This window comes from Streptomyces sp. SID1328 (assembly GCF_009865595.1).
Taxonomy (GTDB): Bacteria; Actinomycetota; Actinomycetes; order Streptomycetales; family Streptomycetaceae; genus Streptomyces; species Streptomyces griseoluteus.
In genome coordinates this window covers 19,461-35,894 of record NZ_WWKH01000603.1, presented here as the reverse complement: position 1 = coordinate 35,894, position 16,434 = coordinate 19,461, and the positions used below count along the sequence as shown (strand labels likewise).

Here is a 16,434-nt window from a genome sequence, read left to right as displayed (position 1 = left end):
GCGGTGCGCATCGCCAGGAGGCCGCCTATGCAGTAGCCCGTCACCCCGACCGGCCCGGCGGCGACCTCGGGCTGGGTGGTTAGGAACCTGAGGTAGGCGTCGGTGTCACTCAGGACGCGTTCGGCGGTGTGCGCCTCGATCAACGGCATCAACTGGGCCATGATCGCAGGCCGGACCTTTTCTCCGATGTGCTCGGGAAGGCCGATCACCGGTGCCGGGCTGTGCCGGTAGAAGATGCGTCATCGACCAGGGCTGATCGGCCGGGCTCCACCGGGGGTGGTCCGGTTCGCGCTCGACAGGTGGAGGGAGGCGCCGAGGAGCTTGCGCAGCGCGATCACGGCGGCTGCCAGGATGATGCTGTCCCACGACGGCTCGCCGGCGAGCCGGAGCAGGCCGGCGGCGGTCAGGAAATCCAGCAGCACGGCCAGGGCCGCTCGCACGGAGTGCGTCAGGCGCCAGGCCGCTGCCGCGGCGACGAGGCCCAGCCCGGTGATCAGCACAGCCCCCGCCTGCAGCCACGCGTTCACGTCGGCAGGCCCTTGGCGCCAGGCGGGGGCGTCGTCTCGCTCCGTTCGATCTCGGCCCGTTCCTGGGCGATCTCCCGGCCGAGGAAGTAGTTCAGCGCGGTCTGGATCGCCGCGATGGCTGCCAGCTGCCCGATCTCGGCGAAGCTCGGCGCGACGGCCGTGCGCAGCACGTCCCCGGCGAGCTGGAATTCCAGGCCCAGGACCAGGAACTGCCCCAGGCTCAACCTGATCCGGTTGAACCCTGCCACCTTGCCGCGCCCGCGCATGCCTGCGCGTACGAACTGCACGAACGCCCACACAGCGCCGATGAAGATGATCAGCGCGCCCGCGGACTCGATCAGTCTGACGAGCAGGCCTATCGCATCGCGCAGGGTCGACTCGGGAAGCATCTCCACCGACAGGGTCATGCGGGTGCCGGTACCCCTCGCGGAGCCGACGACGCCCTTGTCCGCGACGATGCCACCGGGGAGCGATCCCGCACGGCCGCGAGGCCATGCCTGGTCCTCCGGGCCGGCCACCGGTAGACGAACCGGCGTCATGGCTGCTGGGTCAGAGCCCGAGGGCCGTCGCGGCCGGCGATGCCGCCTACACCGCGCACCGGGAGCACTTCCCCCGCGCGCCGAAGCAGGACGCTGCGCAGGCAGCGGAGCAGGCTGCGGGAAGTGCTGCTCAACGAGCGGCGTTGGCCTGGGGCCGCGGCTGGTCGGGTGACGGGGAACGGTCACATCGCGAAAATAGCCCGAACAGTTGTTCCCTCAAGAGTCGATGGGTACCCACTGACGCACACCGTGGTCGTTTGTGCCGTACCAGTAGTGGGGCAGGCCCTTGATGCTGCTGGTGCGGAACGGGCGGCCGTGGTCGTCGATGCGGACAGTGCCGGTGCGGCCCTGGGATGACCAGTCGAGCTCCAGGTACCAGTTGCAGTCGTAGGCCTCGGTCGTCGCGGTGACCTGCAGCACCTCCGGGTCCTCGGCGGAGACCCGGTAGGGGAACTGCACCGCGGAGACGGGCTTTCCGCGGTCGTTGCCGGGGCGCGCGTGGGCGATCGGGCGGTGGACGTCCAGGTTCACGGAGAAGTTGCGGGGCGGCAGATCACTGCCACAGCCCTGACCCATGGCGTACGCGTTGCCGGTGACCGGGATGCCCCGGCTGACGATACGGACCCGGAGGGCGGCTAGGACCACGGCCGTGGACGACTTCCCCTGCACCGAGATCTGCACCATCGTCTGACGCCCAGGTACCGCCTGCTGCGTCGCTGCCCACACTCTGGCGTCCTGCTCTACCGGCGGCGGGGGCACCTGGGCCGACTCCTTGCCGATGACGTAGTCGTGCCCGCAACCGCCGTCCCAAATCTGCGAGTCGGCGGTCCACGCGAGTGGCACACCGGTTGGCACGGGGGCGTCGCTCTTCGTCTCAGCCGACGATCCACCCTTCGACTCGGGGCTCTCTGAAGCCCGTACTCCTGTGGAGGGCGAGGCCGAAGAACGGCTGCGGGAGGGGCTGGCCGCAGGGGCCGAGGAGTGGTGTGACGTACCAGTTCCTGTCGTAGGGGACTGACCGGGGGTCTTGGCGGAGTTGTCGTGAGACCGGTCGGCCGACAGCGCCGACATACTGCCCAGCGTCACCAGCAGTACGGTCGCCGTGGCTGCGCCGACGACGGTACGGCGACGGCTGTACCAAGGCCGTCCGGTTGAGCGGACCTCATCGCACTGGGCCGTCGACTCGCGACTGCCCGGTCCGGGAGCGTCGGGAACAGCCAGTGCGGCGTCGGAGGCGCCCGCATCGAGTCGCGGTGGTGAACCGCTCGTGCCGTCCCCGTCACCACCGATGCTGTCGGCGCCCACACTGCACGTGCTGCCACCCGAACGCCCCGCTGTCCGGCTGTCCGGACCCGAAGTCCGCTCGTCCCCTGTCGGCTTCAGTGCCCCTTCGGTCTTCGTCGGCTCCCCTGTCTCCTCACCCGCCCTCGGCCTCTGTCGTGCCGTCACCGCGAGCAGCCACAGGCGGTGCAGATCGAGGCGTTCCTCCGGTGTTGCTCCGCAGAAGTCGGCCAACCGCTCCACCGGGGCGTAGTCCTGCGGGACCGCCTGTCCCGCGCAGTAGCGGTGCAGCGTGGAGGTGTTCATGCTGAGACGGCGGGCCAGGGAGCCGTAGCTCCGGTCCGTGCGGTCCTTCAGCCGGCGCAGCAGCGCCGCGAACTGCTCAACGTCGTCCTCGGTCGACACCGCTCCCCCAACCTCCCACGTGTCCCCGCATCTCAGGCGGTCCATATACCTGCACGTCAAATGGGCTGGGATGGTTCCACCCTCGCCGGGCGGGCGTCCGGCGTTGCGCGGAGCCGTCGTGACGGCTGATGCTCTTGGTGTCGCCCCGACCAGGACCGGACCGGCCAGTCGGCTGCGGGCGACAAACGACACTCATGCACTCATCCACGGGAGGCACCCATGCCCCAGCGCACCCGAGCAGGCCCGCCCCTCGCACTCGCCGTCACGGGCTCGCCCTCGGCACGACGCTCGCCACACTGGCAAACGTCGCGGCCAAGGCGTCGGCTTCCTCACGGGGCCCAATTCCCGTCGCATCCAAGCTCGTCCTGAACGGTCGGCACTCGACAGGAGCGACCGTCCGTCAGGTCAGCGTGCAATTGCCCAGGACGGCTGTGGCGAAGGGGCGCTTCTCGCGGCCGAGCAACGACATCAAGTCCTGTGCGCACGGCTCGAGAAGGCCGGCCCGGAGACCGAGGTCACGCTGAAGGACTACGGCAGGCTGCCTGCCAATGAGGGCAGGCACGGATACGGCCTGCACACGGTGACCTCCTGGGGCGTCTTTGACACCCGTCTCGCGACTTCGGGCCTGCGCCGGTGAAGGCCTCCAACAAGACGGCCGTCACGGGCCGTGGACAAGCTCCGCTGACCGCATGACCGGGGCCGCCCTCCGCCACGGGGGTGGGGAGGGCGGCCAATCAACCGCTGACAGGGTCATCCGGCGCGATTCAGCAGGACTTGGTGTCGTCGATCGCGCCCCGAGCCTCGGCAGGAGGGAATGGGTCCGCGCAGCAGCAGATGTTCATGACTCCGGGGCCGCGCCCGCCGACCCGAAAAGGCGATAGCCACACGCCGGCCCCGGCACCAAGACACCGGGCCGAGAGCAACCACATATGGAACAGAAAAGGAAGATACACATGAACAGGAAGTCCCCCGCACACCGCCGCGCGGCCGTCGCCGCCGGCCTCGTCCTGGCCGTCGGACTCGGTGTGTCGACACAGGTGTCGGCACAGGCATCCGTCCATGCCCCCGCAAAGTCGTCCGCCGCCGCACCGCAGTCCGTCAGCGGCACGAGCGGCCAAGTGGTGACCCGGGTCGCCGACTTCTACGGCGCGTACATCGACGCGATCGGCGACTACACGGACCCGGACGCCACACTGGAAATGGTGCTCCGCAAGCACTACCTGACGCCCGACTTCGCCAAGCGACTGGCGGCCTGGGAGAAGAAGCACGGGGCGGACGGTGTCCTGCGTGCTCAAAACGTCCCGCGGAAGTGGACGGTGACCGACAACGGCGCCGTGGGTAACGGCCATGAGGTCGTCGTCAGCCTGACCTTCGGCAGCGGGGAGACGACGCAGGAAATCAAGCTTTTCGTGTTGGTGGAGCGGTACAACTACATCGTCGACATCGGCACCACGAGCAACCGCTGACAGCGGAGCCGCTCCGCCCGGTCGGTCGTGGTCAACCTCGCGACGGACGAGAACATACCCATCCGGCGAACACAGTGCTTAAACCTCGATCTTGCGTAAGGGCCGGTCGAACACCGGGGGCCGGCCACCTGGACGGCCCCCGGTTGTGCCTGTGTCGCTGCTGGTCTGCCTTCTCCGGGATGGTGCACGCGATACCGTGTTTGCGCAGGTAGGCACGGAACCCGCAGGAGCTGTAAGCCTTGTCGGCGATGACTTGGTCGGGTTTGCAGCGAGGCCGGCCAAGGCCGGTCCGCGGAACACGGATGCCTTCCAGGAGGAGGCGTGCGCAGACGCTGTCGGGGCGTTGGCTGGGGGTCAGCAGGATCGCGAGCGGGCGTTCCTTGCCGCGCAGGCGATATGGATTTTGGTGGTCAGTCCACCGTGGGACCGTCCGACGGCGTGATCGCCTGGTTCGTCTGTGACGGCCGACCGGTCCTCGACGAGGAGGCCCCCTGACCGGCCGTCCCCGACCCTCCCACGGCTGAGGGTGGTGGAGCGCAGGGGACCGGCCCTCACCGGCCTCGACAGGGTGCGGCCCCCGTCCCCGCTGGCTCAGCGTCCGATGCGGCCGCGGAAGCCGAGCACACCCAGTCCGAGCATCGCGAATTCGGCGAGCCGGGTGCCCTAACGAGGTAGGTGCCGACGTTGGTCAGGTCTTGGCCCGACGACTGGAAGATCGCTGCGTCGGCCACCACCTCCGCCGCCTTCTCCAATCGTTCGGCGGTCAGCCGCTCGGTGACCGGGCCGCGCGGGCTCTGCGGATCGGGAGTGGTGGTGACCATCTTGAACGTCTGGCCCGTCAGCGTGCCCTCGGACGTTGTTTTGGGATCGGGCGACGGCAGCCCCCATACGGCCATTGCCAGCATGAGGACGGCCATCGCGGCCAGCAGCGAGCCGATGGCCCGCGAGGCGCGCAGCCCGTAGCCGGACAGCGCCCAGTACGCCCGGAGCAGCCAACGCTCGCCGGGCGGGCGGCCGCGGTCGTGGCGGCGCATCTCCATCTCGCCGTAGTAGAAGTCTGCGGCGTCGGGCGCGTTCCCGCTGTCCTCGAAGGACTTGCGCAGCCTCTGGTAAACCGCGCCGATCGCCACGGGGTCGCGCACCTCGGCCACGCGGGGGGCTTGCTCCGCCCTCAACTCATCACCGATCTGCGCGAAGATTTCGTCCAGGGGTGCGAAGACCTCCCAACGCGTCTGGTCCGCCCTGGAGGGCGTCCAGGCCGTTGCGCCGTCGGCGAAGCGCCAGTGGTGTTCCTCGGCCAGTGTCCGACGCGGCGTCGAACGCACCGGGAGCCATCGGCGCCAGTGGATCCCTCTGGGCGCCATCGCGAAGCGGCAGTTGCCATCAAGACGCAGCTGATCCAGATGGAGGGCGCCGATGAAGCGGCAGCCGGACAGATCGATGTCCGACAGCATCACATGAGCCGCGTCCACCTCGGCCAGTGACACCAGACTCACCCCACCGTCCCCCTCCAACGGGGACTCGTCCACCCAACTGTCCGACCCGGCGAACGTCGAACGCTGTGCGCTGATGCCGAGTGGGTACTCAAGGGACGCGCCGGCGAGGTCGACGCTCGCATGGCGCAGGCGCACCGTGGCGGTAGCCCCGAAGCGCGCCCGGCGGAAGTTGACGCGCCGGGCCGCCGCCTCCACGACCAGCGGCGCGTCGAACCGGGCGAGTGCGAGGTCGAGCAGGCCGTCGCACCTCAAAGGGCCCAGCGTGGCGACGTCCTCGAAGACCGCTTCGCGGAAGGAGCTGGGGCCATGGAGGTTCACATGCTCGAAGGTGGTGGTGCCGGTGAACACGGCCCCTCGAAAGAACGCCCCCGCCATGAAGGTGCCCTGGAACGTGGTGCGGCCGGCAAAGCGGGCGTGGTGGAAGTCGGCGGCGCCACCGATGGTGGCCCTGCACTGCAACTCGCCGCCGAAGACGGCCTTGTTGAAAGCGACCTCCCGTTCGACTCTGATGTCCAGCTTGGTGACGCCGGCGAACGTGGCGCACTGAAGGAGGCTTTGTGGCAGGCGACGTCCAGGAGACAACTGTCGCGGAGTTCGGCGCCGTCGAAGCGGACGGTGTCGGAGAACTCCGTGTGGAACGCCTCGAACTGGCCGACGTAGGCGGTGAAGTCCGCGTCCTTAAACCGTGCATGGTGGAGGAAGACACAGCCGTCGTCGACCGACTCGCTGCCGGTGAACACGGCTTCGTCCTCGAACTCGGCCCTCCGGAAAACCACGAGGTCCGAGAAGACCGCCTTGCCGAAGTCGGCCCTTTCGGTGAAGACCGCCTCAGTGAAGTTCGCGTGGCCCAGACGCGGGCGGCCGTCCTCGGGATCGCGCAGCGCGTCGAGGAGGCGGCCCAGGAGCGCGCCGGTGAAACGGGTGCCCTCATGCTGGAGAGCCGAGCCGGGCCCGATCCCGCCCAGGTACGCGGCCAGTTGCTCCTCACCCAGGTGGGCCAGGCAGCGCCCCGCCGGTTCGAGCACACGGCCCGTGCAGCCGGAAGGACCACCGACGGCCGCGCAGTGGACGGCCTCCTCGTGCCCACCCCTCACCACCCACCCGGGGGCGCTCACCTGCTCGTCGCTCGGAAGGGAAGGCCGCGGTGCGCATATCGGCGTGCCGGACGAATCCTCGGGGCCGAGGAACGGATTGGTGGACGACGCCCTCACGACCGCCCCCGAAGTAGATCGCGAGACGCGTTCGCCGCGACCTCGCGGAACACCGCACACCTGAGCGCGCCGCAAGCCGCGACGGGCGGGGGAAGGGATCTCAAGGAAAGACTCCGTGGGTCGGCGCGATGGGGCTCGCTCGATGGCGAGTCCAAGGATCTTCTACATGTGAAGATCATGTGACGGCAAGATCTTTCACGGCGCAGAATGCGCGGGTCTCGCTGCGGGGGCGAGGCAGGCTAGCCGTTGCCGGGCGGGCGCGGGTTGAGTGCGGTGGGGGAGTTCCGTCCTGGCACACGCGCTCGGCGGGGTGAGGGTCGGGCTTGCAGAGCAGGTAGGCCCCGAACCAGTCGCAGGAGTTCGGGGCCCACCTTCTTGCCCGCGGATCAGTTGGCGGCCCACCAGTCGGCCAGCGCCTTCTACTGGCCGCGGTGCCGCCTTCCATGCTGCCGGGCCGTCAGGTTCGGCAGCGGCGTGGACCAGTCCTCGTGGCTTCAGGACGCTTCCCAGTGGTGGGCAGGGGCGCCCCGCCAGTCGACGATCTGCGGGTCGTCCAGCGCGTTCTCGGGGTCGGCCATGCCGGCCGCCTCAAGGAACACGACGCGCCCGTCGCCCCGGCACTGGCGGTCCCGGAGGCGTTTACCGGCCCGGGCCCGGAGCCAGCTCCCCGCCCGTCACAGCCCCGCCGTCTCGCCCCAAGACAGTGGCGAGCAGCCCCACCCGGCTCATTGCGTCGTCGCGGCGCCCTGGTGCGAAAGGCGGCGGCGAAGAAGACCACGATGGCGGCCGCCGCCGATCCACGCTTGTGGACGGCGAGCCCGTTGAGGGACACGAGGCGTTCCGGAAGCGCCTCGCCGTCGCCACGAACATCCGCCCCGGCGAGTTCGTCGCTCGCCCCGGCGGCATCGTCGTGCAGTCCGTCAGCAGCGTCGCTGTACTGCAACCACTTGTGCCGGTTCGTCGCTGGGCTCGATACGAATTCCTCGAGCTCAGCAGTCCGTCAATGCCTCGTTGCGGCGGCCCCCTCCCTTGGATCGTCGTCAACAGGAAGGGGAGGGTCGAGGGTGCTTGGTTCGGTAGCTGCGTCTAAACCGTCAGTCGCTGTGCTCACAGACAAGAAAAGGCCCCCTCAGAGGGATGGGAGTACTGTGACAGCGACTGAAGCGACTGAAGTCATCCATCTATGACACGCATGCGCACTTCGCTGTGTCGTTATAGTTCTCATCTTTGGTAGCTACGGTCGCTCTGTTGGAAGTCTGGCCCATCTGACCTGGTGTTTTGCCAGCGACTGGGGCCAGCTACCGAACAGCGAGGATGGCTGTGTCTTTGGTAGCTGGCCCCAGTCGTCTGCGTCGTGCTTGTGCCTGGCTAGGTAGTTCGGTCGCTGTGGGAGCGTGCTCAGCTCTTTGGTAGCTCTATGCCGAGTTCGCGCATCGCGTCCGAGGGCGGGCCGCCTTCCGAGCGCTCGGTCTTGTAGCCCTTGATGCCTGTTCCAAGAGTGCGAGGGTCGACCGCTTCTGAGGGCGCGGCCGAGGCGTAGAGCCCGCCCGGCTGCTGGTCTCTGTCGTGCGGCAGCAGCCAGAACACCCTGCGCAGGAAGGTGCCTGAGGCACGCGAGGCGCGTGCGCTCGGGGACAGGGTCGCGTAGCCGACCATGCGTCCGTCACGGTGGTAGGCCGGTCTCCCGCGGCGGGTGGGTAGCCGGTCCAGGCTCTGGCGGACGTAGTCGAGCGTGTCGATGTCCTCGAGCCAGACCAGCTCCTGTTCGTGGGCGATCTGGCTGGGTTCGATCAGGGAGCTCATACCGTTGCTTCCTCCGCCTCAGCGTTCAGCCCGATACCCGGATAGTACTTGCGCTGGTTCGACAAGATCATTTCTTTGGGGGAGGAGAGACCCACGGTCTCCCGCACACGCGCGGCGAAGGCTCGGGACGAGACCGGGTTAGCGCCCTCTAGTGAACACCAGTGCTTGTATGACGCATACAGATGGGCCTGCTCCGCCCGCATTGCAAGGTCCAGGGTGCAGCACTCGGTTAGGAAGCGGCCAGTGTGGTCCTCGGTCTCCGCATAGGCGGTGGTGGCGGTGCGGACCTGCTGTGGCCCGGTCAGATCTTTCTCTCCGTTGAGGTAGCGCCGAGCGCCGGTGATGAGCCAGTGCAGGATCCCTTGCCCTTCCTCGGTGACGAGGACATCGGCCAGATTGTCGACCTTGCGGTGATCATCTACGACCCGTTCGAAGGGGATTAGCTTCATCCGTCGCCAGAACGCGTAGCCACCGGTGTTCACTTCTGGGCGATGGTTGCCCAGCAGCCAAAGCTTGTGCGTGGGAGTGAAGGAGAAGAAGTCTTGGCGCATGCGTCGTGCCTTGATCCGGTCGCCGCCAGTGAGCAACTTGACGCGGGCCTCATCGAAGCGATCGCCGGGTTTGAGCTCGGAGCAGACGATGATGCGCCTTCCGTGCAGCTCGGCCAGGTCGGTGGGATGGCCCTCGAACGGTTTGGCCATGAGAAAACCAGGTGGCGCGGCGTCGGCGTAGTCACCGAGCAGTTTCACCATCACATCAAGCAGTACGCTCTTGCCGTTCTTGCCCTGCCCGTACAAGAACGGCATGATCTGTCCGCCAACGTCCCCGGTGATCGAGTAACCCAGCAGTAGATGTAGGAAACTGACCATTTCCTGGCCCTCGGCGTCATCACCGAAGGTGTCCAGGAGGAAGCGCTCCCAGCGAGGGGCCCTCATCGCGCGGGGAGCGAGCGCGGTGGAACGCGAGTGCAGGTGCTTTTCCGGGTCTGGGCTCTGCAGCATGCCGGTGCGCAGGTCGACGACTCCGTCCGGAGTGCACAGCGCGTACGGGTCGGCATCCAGCAGGGAAGCATTAAGAACCATGCCGGGCGCCGACTTCGCCTGCATCAGCATGGCTTTCATGCCGGACGTCGACAAGGCGCGCCGGCGGTGGCGACGCAGCGCCGTGGAGGACTGACGCCCGCTCGGATCTTCCTCGGCGAGTGACTCAGCCATCTCACCCGCCGCCCACAGGACAGTGTCGTCCTCGTCGATCTCCCAGCGGAAGCCCGACCAGCGATACCAGCCCAGCCCTGGGACGTGCCGGAAGTCGCGGCCGTAAAGGTGCACGAATAGCTTTGCGTTGCCTCGGTCGCTCAGGGAATCGGGCAGTAGACCGCAGGAGGTCACAGTGGTGGATGCAGCGGTAGGGGAGGACTGCGTCTGGGCAGGCAGTGCAGGCGACTTCAGGATCTGCTGAGCGATAGCCGCCGGATCGAACAGCCTGTCGCCAGGGTAGTTGTGGTTCACGGGCGGTCGTCTTTCAGGACGAGGGGGCGTCGCATGCCTGCCGCGAGGCCGGCACGGACGACGGAGGTACAGCGGCGCTGCTGTCCAGGGCGGGCATGTTCTGCGGCTTCCAGAAGCACGGTCTCGGCGACATGTTGAGCCAGATGGCCCGCCGCGACCAGGCCACCGGTGGTGAAGGCAGCCCGGTTGAGTTTCTCCGTGAAGGAGGCCCCTTCGGGCGTAGTCCGGCAGTCGGCGACCGTAGCGAGTGCGGCCGCCAGGATACGGCTGGCCGTGTCTCGCCCGGCTCCTGCGGCAATCACGGCCTGGCGGGCCCTGAACGGTGTGGTGTGCCCGATGCTCTGGCGAGGTACGGGAGTGGGCTGATGGCCCGTGCGAGTCAGTTCGGTGTCCAGCCAGCCGGGCAGAGGAGCGGGGAAGCGGCTTCCGGGCAGGACTTCGTAGCGGCCGCTAGCGGTCACGGTGTTGGGGGCCACGATGTAGCCCCCCTGCGCGCGAACGTCCACCTGCCAGGCAAGGGCTCTGCGCGGGCTTGATCCAGTCGAGCACATCCAATTCTGGCCAGCCTGCGTCTTGTACCAAACGTGCATACCACCGCTGGGAGTGCGCACCCGCAGCGTGCCCCGGTCCCTGGCTGGATCCTCTTCCTGGCGTAGTGCGGCGAGCAAGGCCAGGCTATGGAAACCGTGCCGCAGGCCGTCCAGGCGAACGTGTTCACCGATCATGATGCCGGGTAGCAGTCGTTCGCGCTGAGGTAGCGGCGTCTCGTGGGCATCGATGTCGAGCACCAGCAAGCCCGCGGCTCCACAGGCAACTCCCACCCCGAACTGGGGCTGAGAACGCCACCAGCGACGGATGAGCTTCGCATCGGCGGTCGCTGCGTGGAAACCGTGGCACCAGCGACCGACTGCAATGCATTTGCATGTCGTAGGGGAGTGCCCGGATCCCTGGCAGCGTGCGCAATTGGCCGCCGGCGTCTTACGCCTGGGAGCCAGAGGGAGGACGGGCCAGCCGTGCGCCGCGCAGGCGAGCGCTGTCTCCAGTGGGCCTCCCGGCGGTCGGGTCACTGCGTCAGCTACTGAGCAACTGGGTGAAAATCCCAGCTCATCCAGCATGTAATGACCTCTCCAGCGACCCAAGCGACTCAACATCGCAGTGTGATGCGCGCACACAGGTTAGCGGTTACCGGTCCGCCGTGGCGGTGACTCGGCGGCGGCCGCCTGGTTGTACGCCATAGAAGTAGACCGTGCGTCGCTTGAGTCGCTCATCTCTGCTCAGTGCATCCGCTTCATGGGGCTGGTATTTGAGTCGCTTGAGTCGCTTGCTGGTGCGAGGCGCAGTTCACGCGCGAGTTCCAGCCAGGTAAAAGAGGACCCGACTGGCTTGGGTGACTGCTTTTTATGGTGTTGGTCGACGAATCCCCGTACCGTCAGCCAACACCATGTTGAGCGGCGGCCAGGGCGGTTGCGGATCGCAAGGACGCCATGGTGGCGTGAGGTCGGCGGACCGACAGAGCGTTCGACCGGGGGGTTGATGCGGCATCGCAAATCTCCTCATCGGACTCACTCCTCCTGGCTGGGACGCGCCTTGCGCCCGAGGCGGCAGGATCTACCATGATCAGATCACCCTGGCGTGAGGGCCGGACGCTGCCCCCGTGGCATCATCACCGACATTAACCATAGTTAATACCGCCGACGATGATCTTAGCAATGGGGTGAGCAGTCAATCGTGGAGTCGGAGGAAGCATGGCCCGGGAGTCTGGTTCGGTACTCCAAGGCGGCCTGCCACATGGTCGGGGGGCGAGCCTTGCGCAACGCTTGGAGCGGCTCTTTGAAATCGTGCACCCGCCAGAGCGGGGCCCCTTCACCAACGAGGAGGTAGCGCAACAGCTAGAGCAGCGACACGGCCAGAAGATCTCCTCCGTGTACCTATGGAAGCTGCGGACCGGTCGCAATGACAACCCGACCAAACGGGTCCTGGAGGCTCTTAGTAAATTCTTCGGAGTGCCGGCCAGCTACTTCTTCGATGACGAGGAAGCCGCCGAAGTCACCCGCGAGCTGGAACAGTTGCGCATGTTGCGCGATGCCGGAGTGGAACGAGTGGCCCACCGGCTCTCCGGCCTCTCCCCCGAGTCGATGCGAGGGCTTCTGAGTCACATCGATCGTGTGCGGGCTGCTGAGAACCTCCCCCCTGCAACCGCACATCTCCCGAGTAGTAGTACGTGAATAGCTATGTCTGACATGACCCGCCACACCTGCGCTCAGTACCTGCGTCGCCTAAACCTGCCCCCCGCTAGCAGTATTCGGGACCTGCTGCCTCATATCGCAGCACGCTCTGGGCGTCGCATCCAACTGGAGCCGGCACCGCCCGAAACGGGTCGAGACTCCCTGTGCGGCATGTGGCTACGCACCACAGACACGGACTACATCTTCGTCATTGAGGGCATTAGCCGTTCTCATCAAGATCACATCATCGCTCACGAGGTAGCTCACATCCTGAAGGACCATCGAGACACCAGCGGTGTATCCCGTATGGCGCCTGTACCGCGCCGAATGACATCCCACCTGGACCCAGCGACCGTACGCATGATCATGGGCCGCACCACCTACACGGACCGTGACGAGCGCGAAGCCGAGATGATCGCGACATTGCTCGAGCACCATCTGCATCAGCCGGGCCGCCCCCCGGTCTCCGCCGACGGGACACTCACTCGGGTCGCACGGACATTACTCGGCCGCGGGAGGTAGAGGATGCAGCAACTCCTGCACCCCATATGCCTTGCCATGGCCCTCCTCGGCCTAACGCTGATCGTCGCTACGCGGCGCCTGCGCTCCGACCCAGCACTCGCAGCCCTGGCTGGGCTCTTCGCAGCCTCATCGCTGTCCTACATCGTGAGCCTCGAACCTGTCTGGCGAATCCTCGACGCTGTCCTCGGGCGCCCCTCGACCGGCGTGCTCTTCGCCTTCACGACGGTCACCGTGATGCTCTGCTGCCAGCTGATCGTCCTCGCCTACTGGGGACGCGGCCCCGAGCAGGCCCGCTACGGCGCGCACCGTTTACTCCTGGCCGGAGGCACGATCATTGCGGCCCTGTGCGCGCTGTTCTTCTCACTCACGCCGACTGCGGCGCCACCTCAGAACATCACGGCCGCCTACGACCACACGCCTGCCTACCAGGCATTCATGACCCTCTACATCGTGGTCTATGCCGCGGGGGAGACGTTGGCAGCCCGGAATTGCATGATGGTTGCTCGCCAGGCGAGTAACCAGGGCTGGATAGTGAGCGGACTGCGGATCGTCGCAGCCGGCTCGCTTATAACCCTGGGCTACAGCGCCATACGCCTCGCCGGAGTGACGGCTGCGATCACCCACACCTCGCTGCCACCGGCCAGTGAGTCCATCGCCTGGATCTTCGCCGACACGGGCGGCTTCCTCAACCTCGCGGGCTGGTTCGTACCCGCTCTCGGAGCGCAGCTCATCCCCATGCTTCGCACATGGCTCACCGGACCACGCGACTACCGCCGCCTGGAGGAACTCGCGAATGCCCTCGCGACTGCCTTTCCCGAACTGGCACTCGACCCCGCTCCAGTTCGCTCCCCGACAAACAAGGCCCCTGCGTACACAGGCCTGAACTGGGGTCGAATCACGCAGCGATATGCGGTGGCAACCTGGCATCTGCACCGCCGCCGCATCGAGATCCGCGACGGCCAATGGAGCCTGCGGCACTACCTTGATGCGACCGTCCGTAACGAGGCGGAACGCCGACACCGACGCGCCGGTCTCACCGGCCGCGCGCTCATGCAAGCCGTCACGGCAGACCAGATACACGCCGCCCTCATCGCCTATGCCCACGGACAGGAGTCACCCGAGCCCGCCGACTACGCGGACAAAGCCGAACGGCTATCGACCACCACTCCAGACCAAGACGTTCGGGCACTGCTCGGCATCGCTCGACACTTCACTGCCCCAGCCTCAACCCAGGAAGCACCGCTGTGATTCCCACCTCTGCCCTCAATCACCTGCGCGCGCTTGCCAACGGCGAAACCACGAGTCACACACTCACCGCCGCCTATTTGGAACGCATAGCAGCGGATACCGAGCATAACGCGATCATCACCACCGACCCAGACCGTGCACTTGCCGCGGCCGCAACCGCCGATGCACAGCGTGCCAGCGGTGACACACGTCCGCTACTCGGTCTGCCCGTCACCGTCAAGGACAGTCTCGAAACCAGCGACCTGCGCACCACCAGCGGCGCACTGGCCGACCACTTTCCCACCGCAGACGCAGACGTGGTGGCCCGCCTGAAAAGGGCCGGGGCCGTACTCATCGGTAAAAGCAACTGCCCACCGATGTGCCAGGATCTGCAGACCAGCAACACACTGTTCGGCACCACGCCAAACCCTCACGACAACAGGCGCACCGCAGGAGGCTCATCCGGCGGGTCGGCCGCCGCTGTCGCTGCAGGCCTGACCCCCCTGGACATCGGATCCGACCTTGCTGGATCCCTGCGTCTCCCGGCCCACTACTGCGGCGTCTACGGACTGCGACCTACTCAAGGCCTCATCCCGACGCGCGGGCACATCCCTCGCCCCCCCGGCTGGCTGACAAGCTCCGACATGCTCACCGTTGGTCCGCTCGCACGAACGGCAGGCGACCTCGACCTGGCCCTGCGAGTCCTGGCCGGACCCACGCCCGAAGCTTCCACAGCCTGGCGACTGGAACTCCCGCCGGCCGTGCACACTCATCTCGGCGCGCTGCGGATCGGCATCTGGGCTGACGACCCCGCTTGCGCAGTCGATACCGACACCCGCACTCTGATGCAGCGGCTCATCTCTGCCCTCCAAGGCGCTGGAGCACAGATAGAAGAGCACACCCGGCCAGCCGACTTCGATGCCAGCAATCACATGTTCCAACAGCTCATGTATGCCACCTCGACCGCCGCCGCTGACTCAGAAAAATTCGCGCAAGAGGTCGAGTCTGCAGCGACTATAGGAGAGGACCACCCGGCCGCTCTATACCTCCGTTCTCGTGCCATGAGACACCGGGAATGGCTGGAGCTCAACGAGGCGCGTGCGCACCTTCGAAACCGCTGGCTCGAGTACTTCCAGCACGTGGACGTCCTGATCACGCCTGCAGCGCCCACCGCGGCAGTGCTTGACCAGACCCACAAGTCTCCGCTGGACCGCTGTATCACCGTTGACGGACAGCGACGAAACTTCTTCGACCAGACAGCCTGGTTGAACCTGATCGGAGCAGTTGGTCTGCCCGCCGCGGTCGCCCCTGTCGGCCGGGACCGTGGGGGTCTGCCGCTGAGCGTGCAGGTCGTGGGGCCTGCGCTGTCGGATCGCACGGTCATAGCTGTTGCAGGGCAGCTCAACACGCTGATGAGCGCCAGTTATTGATGCCGGATGGAACGGCAGTGGACGAGTCCGTATGGCTTGGAAACCATGACGCTGTCGTTGCCTGCCGCTACACGGAACTGTCGAGCCTGCCGCCTGGAGACCCGGGGGTCCTGCAGTTAGGAGGTACAGTCCAGTCCCTGCGGCGCTAGGAAAAGCCCCTCCTGGAGCACGTTCCTCCGGCCGTTGCAGCGACTTCATCCGCGTGCGGCTGGCCGCGGCGGACGCATTGGTTCTGCTGGGGACGCGGCAGCAAGCGTGGTGACAGACCGCCAGACACTTGCCGGGGTGGGAATAGACGTTGAACGAGTCGGGCCTGATCATTTCAGAATGAGGTCCGAAGGCGGCAGAGACATATGAGACTGCAGCCCAGGTCGAGCCACCCCGGGTGGAGGTCGGCGCGGCGTTCGTAGCGGGTGCGGAGCCGTGTGAACTGGTGCAGCCAGACCAATGCGCACCACCCAACGCACCTTGCCCAGTCCGGAGCCTTGGGCAACACCCCGTCGGCGATGGTTGGATGCCGCGTTTCCACAGCAAGCGGCGGTGCTTGTCGAAGTCGTAGCCCCGGTAGGCGTACAACGCTGGGATTTGCGGCGAGGGCGTCCCTAAAGGTGAAGGCGGCGAGGTCGGCATCTTCGCTACAGATCGTCAAGAAGCGGCAGCTCGGCTGGCCAGCGTGGACGAGATGGAGCTCTCCTTGTCCCCGAAGAGCCTCACTTACTGAGAGATCTCCGCCCACATTTGAGGTGGCAGACAAGGAGGCCAACCGGCTACGGCGCGGACCGCCGACCTCTTCA

Annotated in this window: 13 protein-coding genes and 2 pseudogenes; 5 read left to right on the top strand and 10 right to left on the bottom strand. The window is 66.7% G+C overall.

Going from position 1 to position 16,434, the window contains the following annotated elements; translation table 11 throughout:
• The 4 genes and pseudogenes from GT030_RS19335 to GT030_RS19320 all read right to left on the bottom strand — a co-directional run.
• Nucleotides 1-236: pseudogene (locus GT030_RS19335) on the bottom strand (dienelactone hydrolase family protein); the annotation flags it as partial.
• A gap of 3 nt (nucleotides 237-239) precedes the next feature.
• Nucleotides 240-527 (bottom strand): DUF1622 domain-containing protein, encoded by a 288-nt coding sequence (locus tag GT030_RS19330; RefSeq protein WP_161202166.1) that lies wholly within the window; start codon nucleotides 525-527, stop codon nucleotides 240-242.
• Complete coding sequence (locus GT030_RS19325) at nucleotides 524-934, bottom strand: DUF1622 domain-containing protein (protein ID WP_161202165.1); 411 nt, start codon at nucleotides 932-934, stop codon at nucleotides 524-526. The genes GT030_RS19330 and GT030_RS19325 overlap by 4 nt, the downstream gene beginning before the upstream one ends.
• 348 nt (nucleotides 935-1,282) lie before the next feature.
• Nucleotides 1,283-2,797, bottom strand: coding sequence for a helix-turn-helix transcriptional regulator (locus GT030_RS19320; RefSeq protein ID WP_161202164.1), 1,515 nt, complete (start codon nucleotides 2,795-2,797; stop codon nucleotides 1,283-1,285).
• A gap of 908 nt (nucleotides 2,798-3,705) precedes the next feature.
• Between GT030_RS19320 and GT030_RS19315 the strand changes: the two genes are divergently transcribed.
• On the top strand, nucleotides 3,706-4,218 hold the full coding sequence (locus GT030_RS19315) for a hypothetical protein (RefSeq protein WP_161202163.1): 513 nt from the start codon (nucleotides 3,706-3,708) through the stop codon (nucleotides 4,216-4,218).
• 31 nt (nucleotides 4,219-4,249) lie between these two features.
• On the opposite strand, the gene GT030_RS36550 is transcribed toward GT030_RS19315, so the two are convergent.
• Entirely contained in the window at nucleotides 4,250-4,576 is a 327-nt protein-coding gene (locus GT030_RS36550) for a hypothetical protein (protein WP_237522669.1), read from the bottom strand.
• 193 nt (nucleotides 4,577-4,769) lie between these two features.
• Complete coding sequence (locus tag GT030_RS19305) at nucleotides 4,770-6,296, bottom strand: pentapeptide repeat-containing protein (RefSeq protein WP_161202162.1); 1,527 nt, start codon at nucleotides 6,294-6,296, stop codon at nucleotides 4,770-4,772.
• Here GT030_RS19305 and GT030_RS19300 point away from each other — a divergent pair.
• Entirely contained in the window at nucleotides 6,272-7,108 is an 837-nt protein-coding gene (locus GT030_RS19300; protein WP_161202161.1) for a hypothetical protein, read from the top strand. The genes GT030_RS19305 and GT030_RS19300 overlap by 25 nt on opposite strands.
• Nucleotides 7,109-8,323: 1,215 nt before the next feature.
• Here the strand turns inward: GT030_RS19300 and GT030_RS19295 are convergent.
• The 3 genes from GT030_RS19295 to GT030_RS19285 all read right to left on the bottom strand — a co-directional run bounded on the left by GT030_RS19295 (nucleotide 8,324) and on the right by GT030_RS19285 (nucleotide 11,351).
• Nucleotides 8,324-8,728 carry a DUF6009 family protein gene (locus GT030_RS19295; RefSeq protein ID WP_161202160.1) on the bottom strand — a complete coding sequence of 135 codons (405 nt, stop codon included), beginning with the start codon at nucleotides 8,726-8,728 and terminating at the stop codon, nucleotides 8,324-8,326.
• Nucleotides 8,725-10,161, bottom strand: a complete 1,437-nt coding sequence (locus GT030_RS19290) for a phage/plasmid primase, P4 family (protein ID WP_237522668.1) — start codon at nucleotides 10,159-10,161, stop codon at nucleotides 8,725-8,727. Before GT030_RS19290 ends, GT030_RS19295 begins: the two co-directional genes overlap by 4 nt.
• 71 nt (nucleotides 10,162-10,232) lie before the next feature.
• Nucleotides 10,233-11,351 (bottom strand): bifunctional DNA primase/polymerase, encoded by a 1,119-nt coding sequence (locus GT030_RS19285; protein ID WP_161202159.1) that lies wholly within the window; start codon nucleotides 11,349-11,351, stop codon nucleotides 10,233-10,235.
• Nucleotides 11,352-12,053: 702 nt separating this feature from the next.
• Here GT030_RS19285 and GT030_RS19280 point away from each other — a divergent pair.
• From GT030_RS19280 to GT030_RS19270, 3 genes are all read left to right on the top strand, one after another.
• Nucleotides 12,054-12,461, top strand: coding sequence for a helix-turn-helix domain-containing protein (locus GT030_RS19280; protein ID WP_237522665.1), 408 nt, complete (start codon nucleotides 12,054-12,056; stop codon nucleotides 12,459-12,461).
• A gap of 525 nt (nucleotides 12,462-12,986) precedes the next feature.
• Complete coding sequence (locus GT030_RS19275; protein WP_161202157.1) at nucleotides 12,987-14,231, top strand: MAB_1171c family putative transporter; 1,245 nt, start codon at nucleotides 12,987-12,989, stop codon at nucleotides 14,229-14,231.
• On the top strand, nucleotides 14,228-15,640 hold the full coding sequence (locus GT030_RS19270; protein WP_161202156.1) for an amidase family protein: 1,413 nt from the start codon (nucleotides 14,228-14,230) through the stop codon (nucleotides 15,638-15,640). The genes GT030_RS19275 and GT030_RS19270 overlap by 4 nt, the downstream gene beginning before the upstream one ends.
• A gap of 322 nt (nucleotides 15,641-15,962) precedes the next feature.
• Here GT030_RS19270 and GT030_RS35720 read toward each other — a convergent pair.
• A pseudogene (locus GT030_RS35720) lies at nucleotides 15,963-16,216 on the bottom strand (IS5/IS1182 family transposase); the annotation flags it as partial.
• Between the last annotated feature and the right edge of the window lie 218 nt (nucleotides 16,217-16,434).

Bases quoted from the DNA above. Each gene is read 5' to 3' on its own strand.
- GT030_RS19325 (WP_161202165.1), bottom strand. From the start codon at position 934: ATGACCCTGTCGGTGGAGATGCTTCCCGAGTCGACCCTGCGCGATGCG.
- GT030_RS19320 (WP_161202164.1), bottom strand. From the start codon at position 2,797: ATGGACCGCCTGAGATGCGGGGACACGTGGGAGGTTGGGGGAGCGGTG.
- GT030_RS19315 (WP_161202163.1), top strand. From the start codon at position 3,706: ATGAACAGGAAGTCCCCCGCACACCGCCGCGCGGCCGTCGCCGCCGGC.
- GT030_RS19295 (WP_161202160.1), bottom strand. From the start codon at position 8,728: ATGAGCTCCCTGATCGAACCCAGCCAGATCGCCCACGAACAGGAGCTG.
- GT030_RS19285 (WP_161202159.1), bottom strand. From the start codon at position 11,351: ATGCTGGATGAGCTGGGATTTTCACCCAGTTGCTCAGTAGCTGACGCA.
- GT030_RS19275 (WP_161202157.1), top strand. From the start codon at position 12,987: ATGCAGCAACTCCTGCACCCCATATGCCTTGCCATGGCCCTCCTCGGC.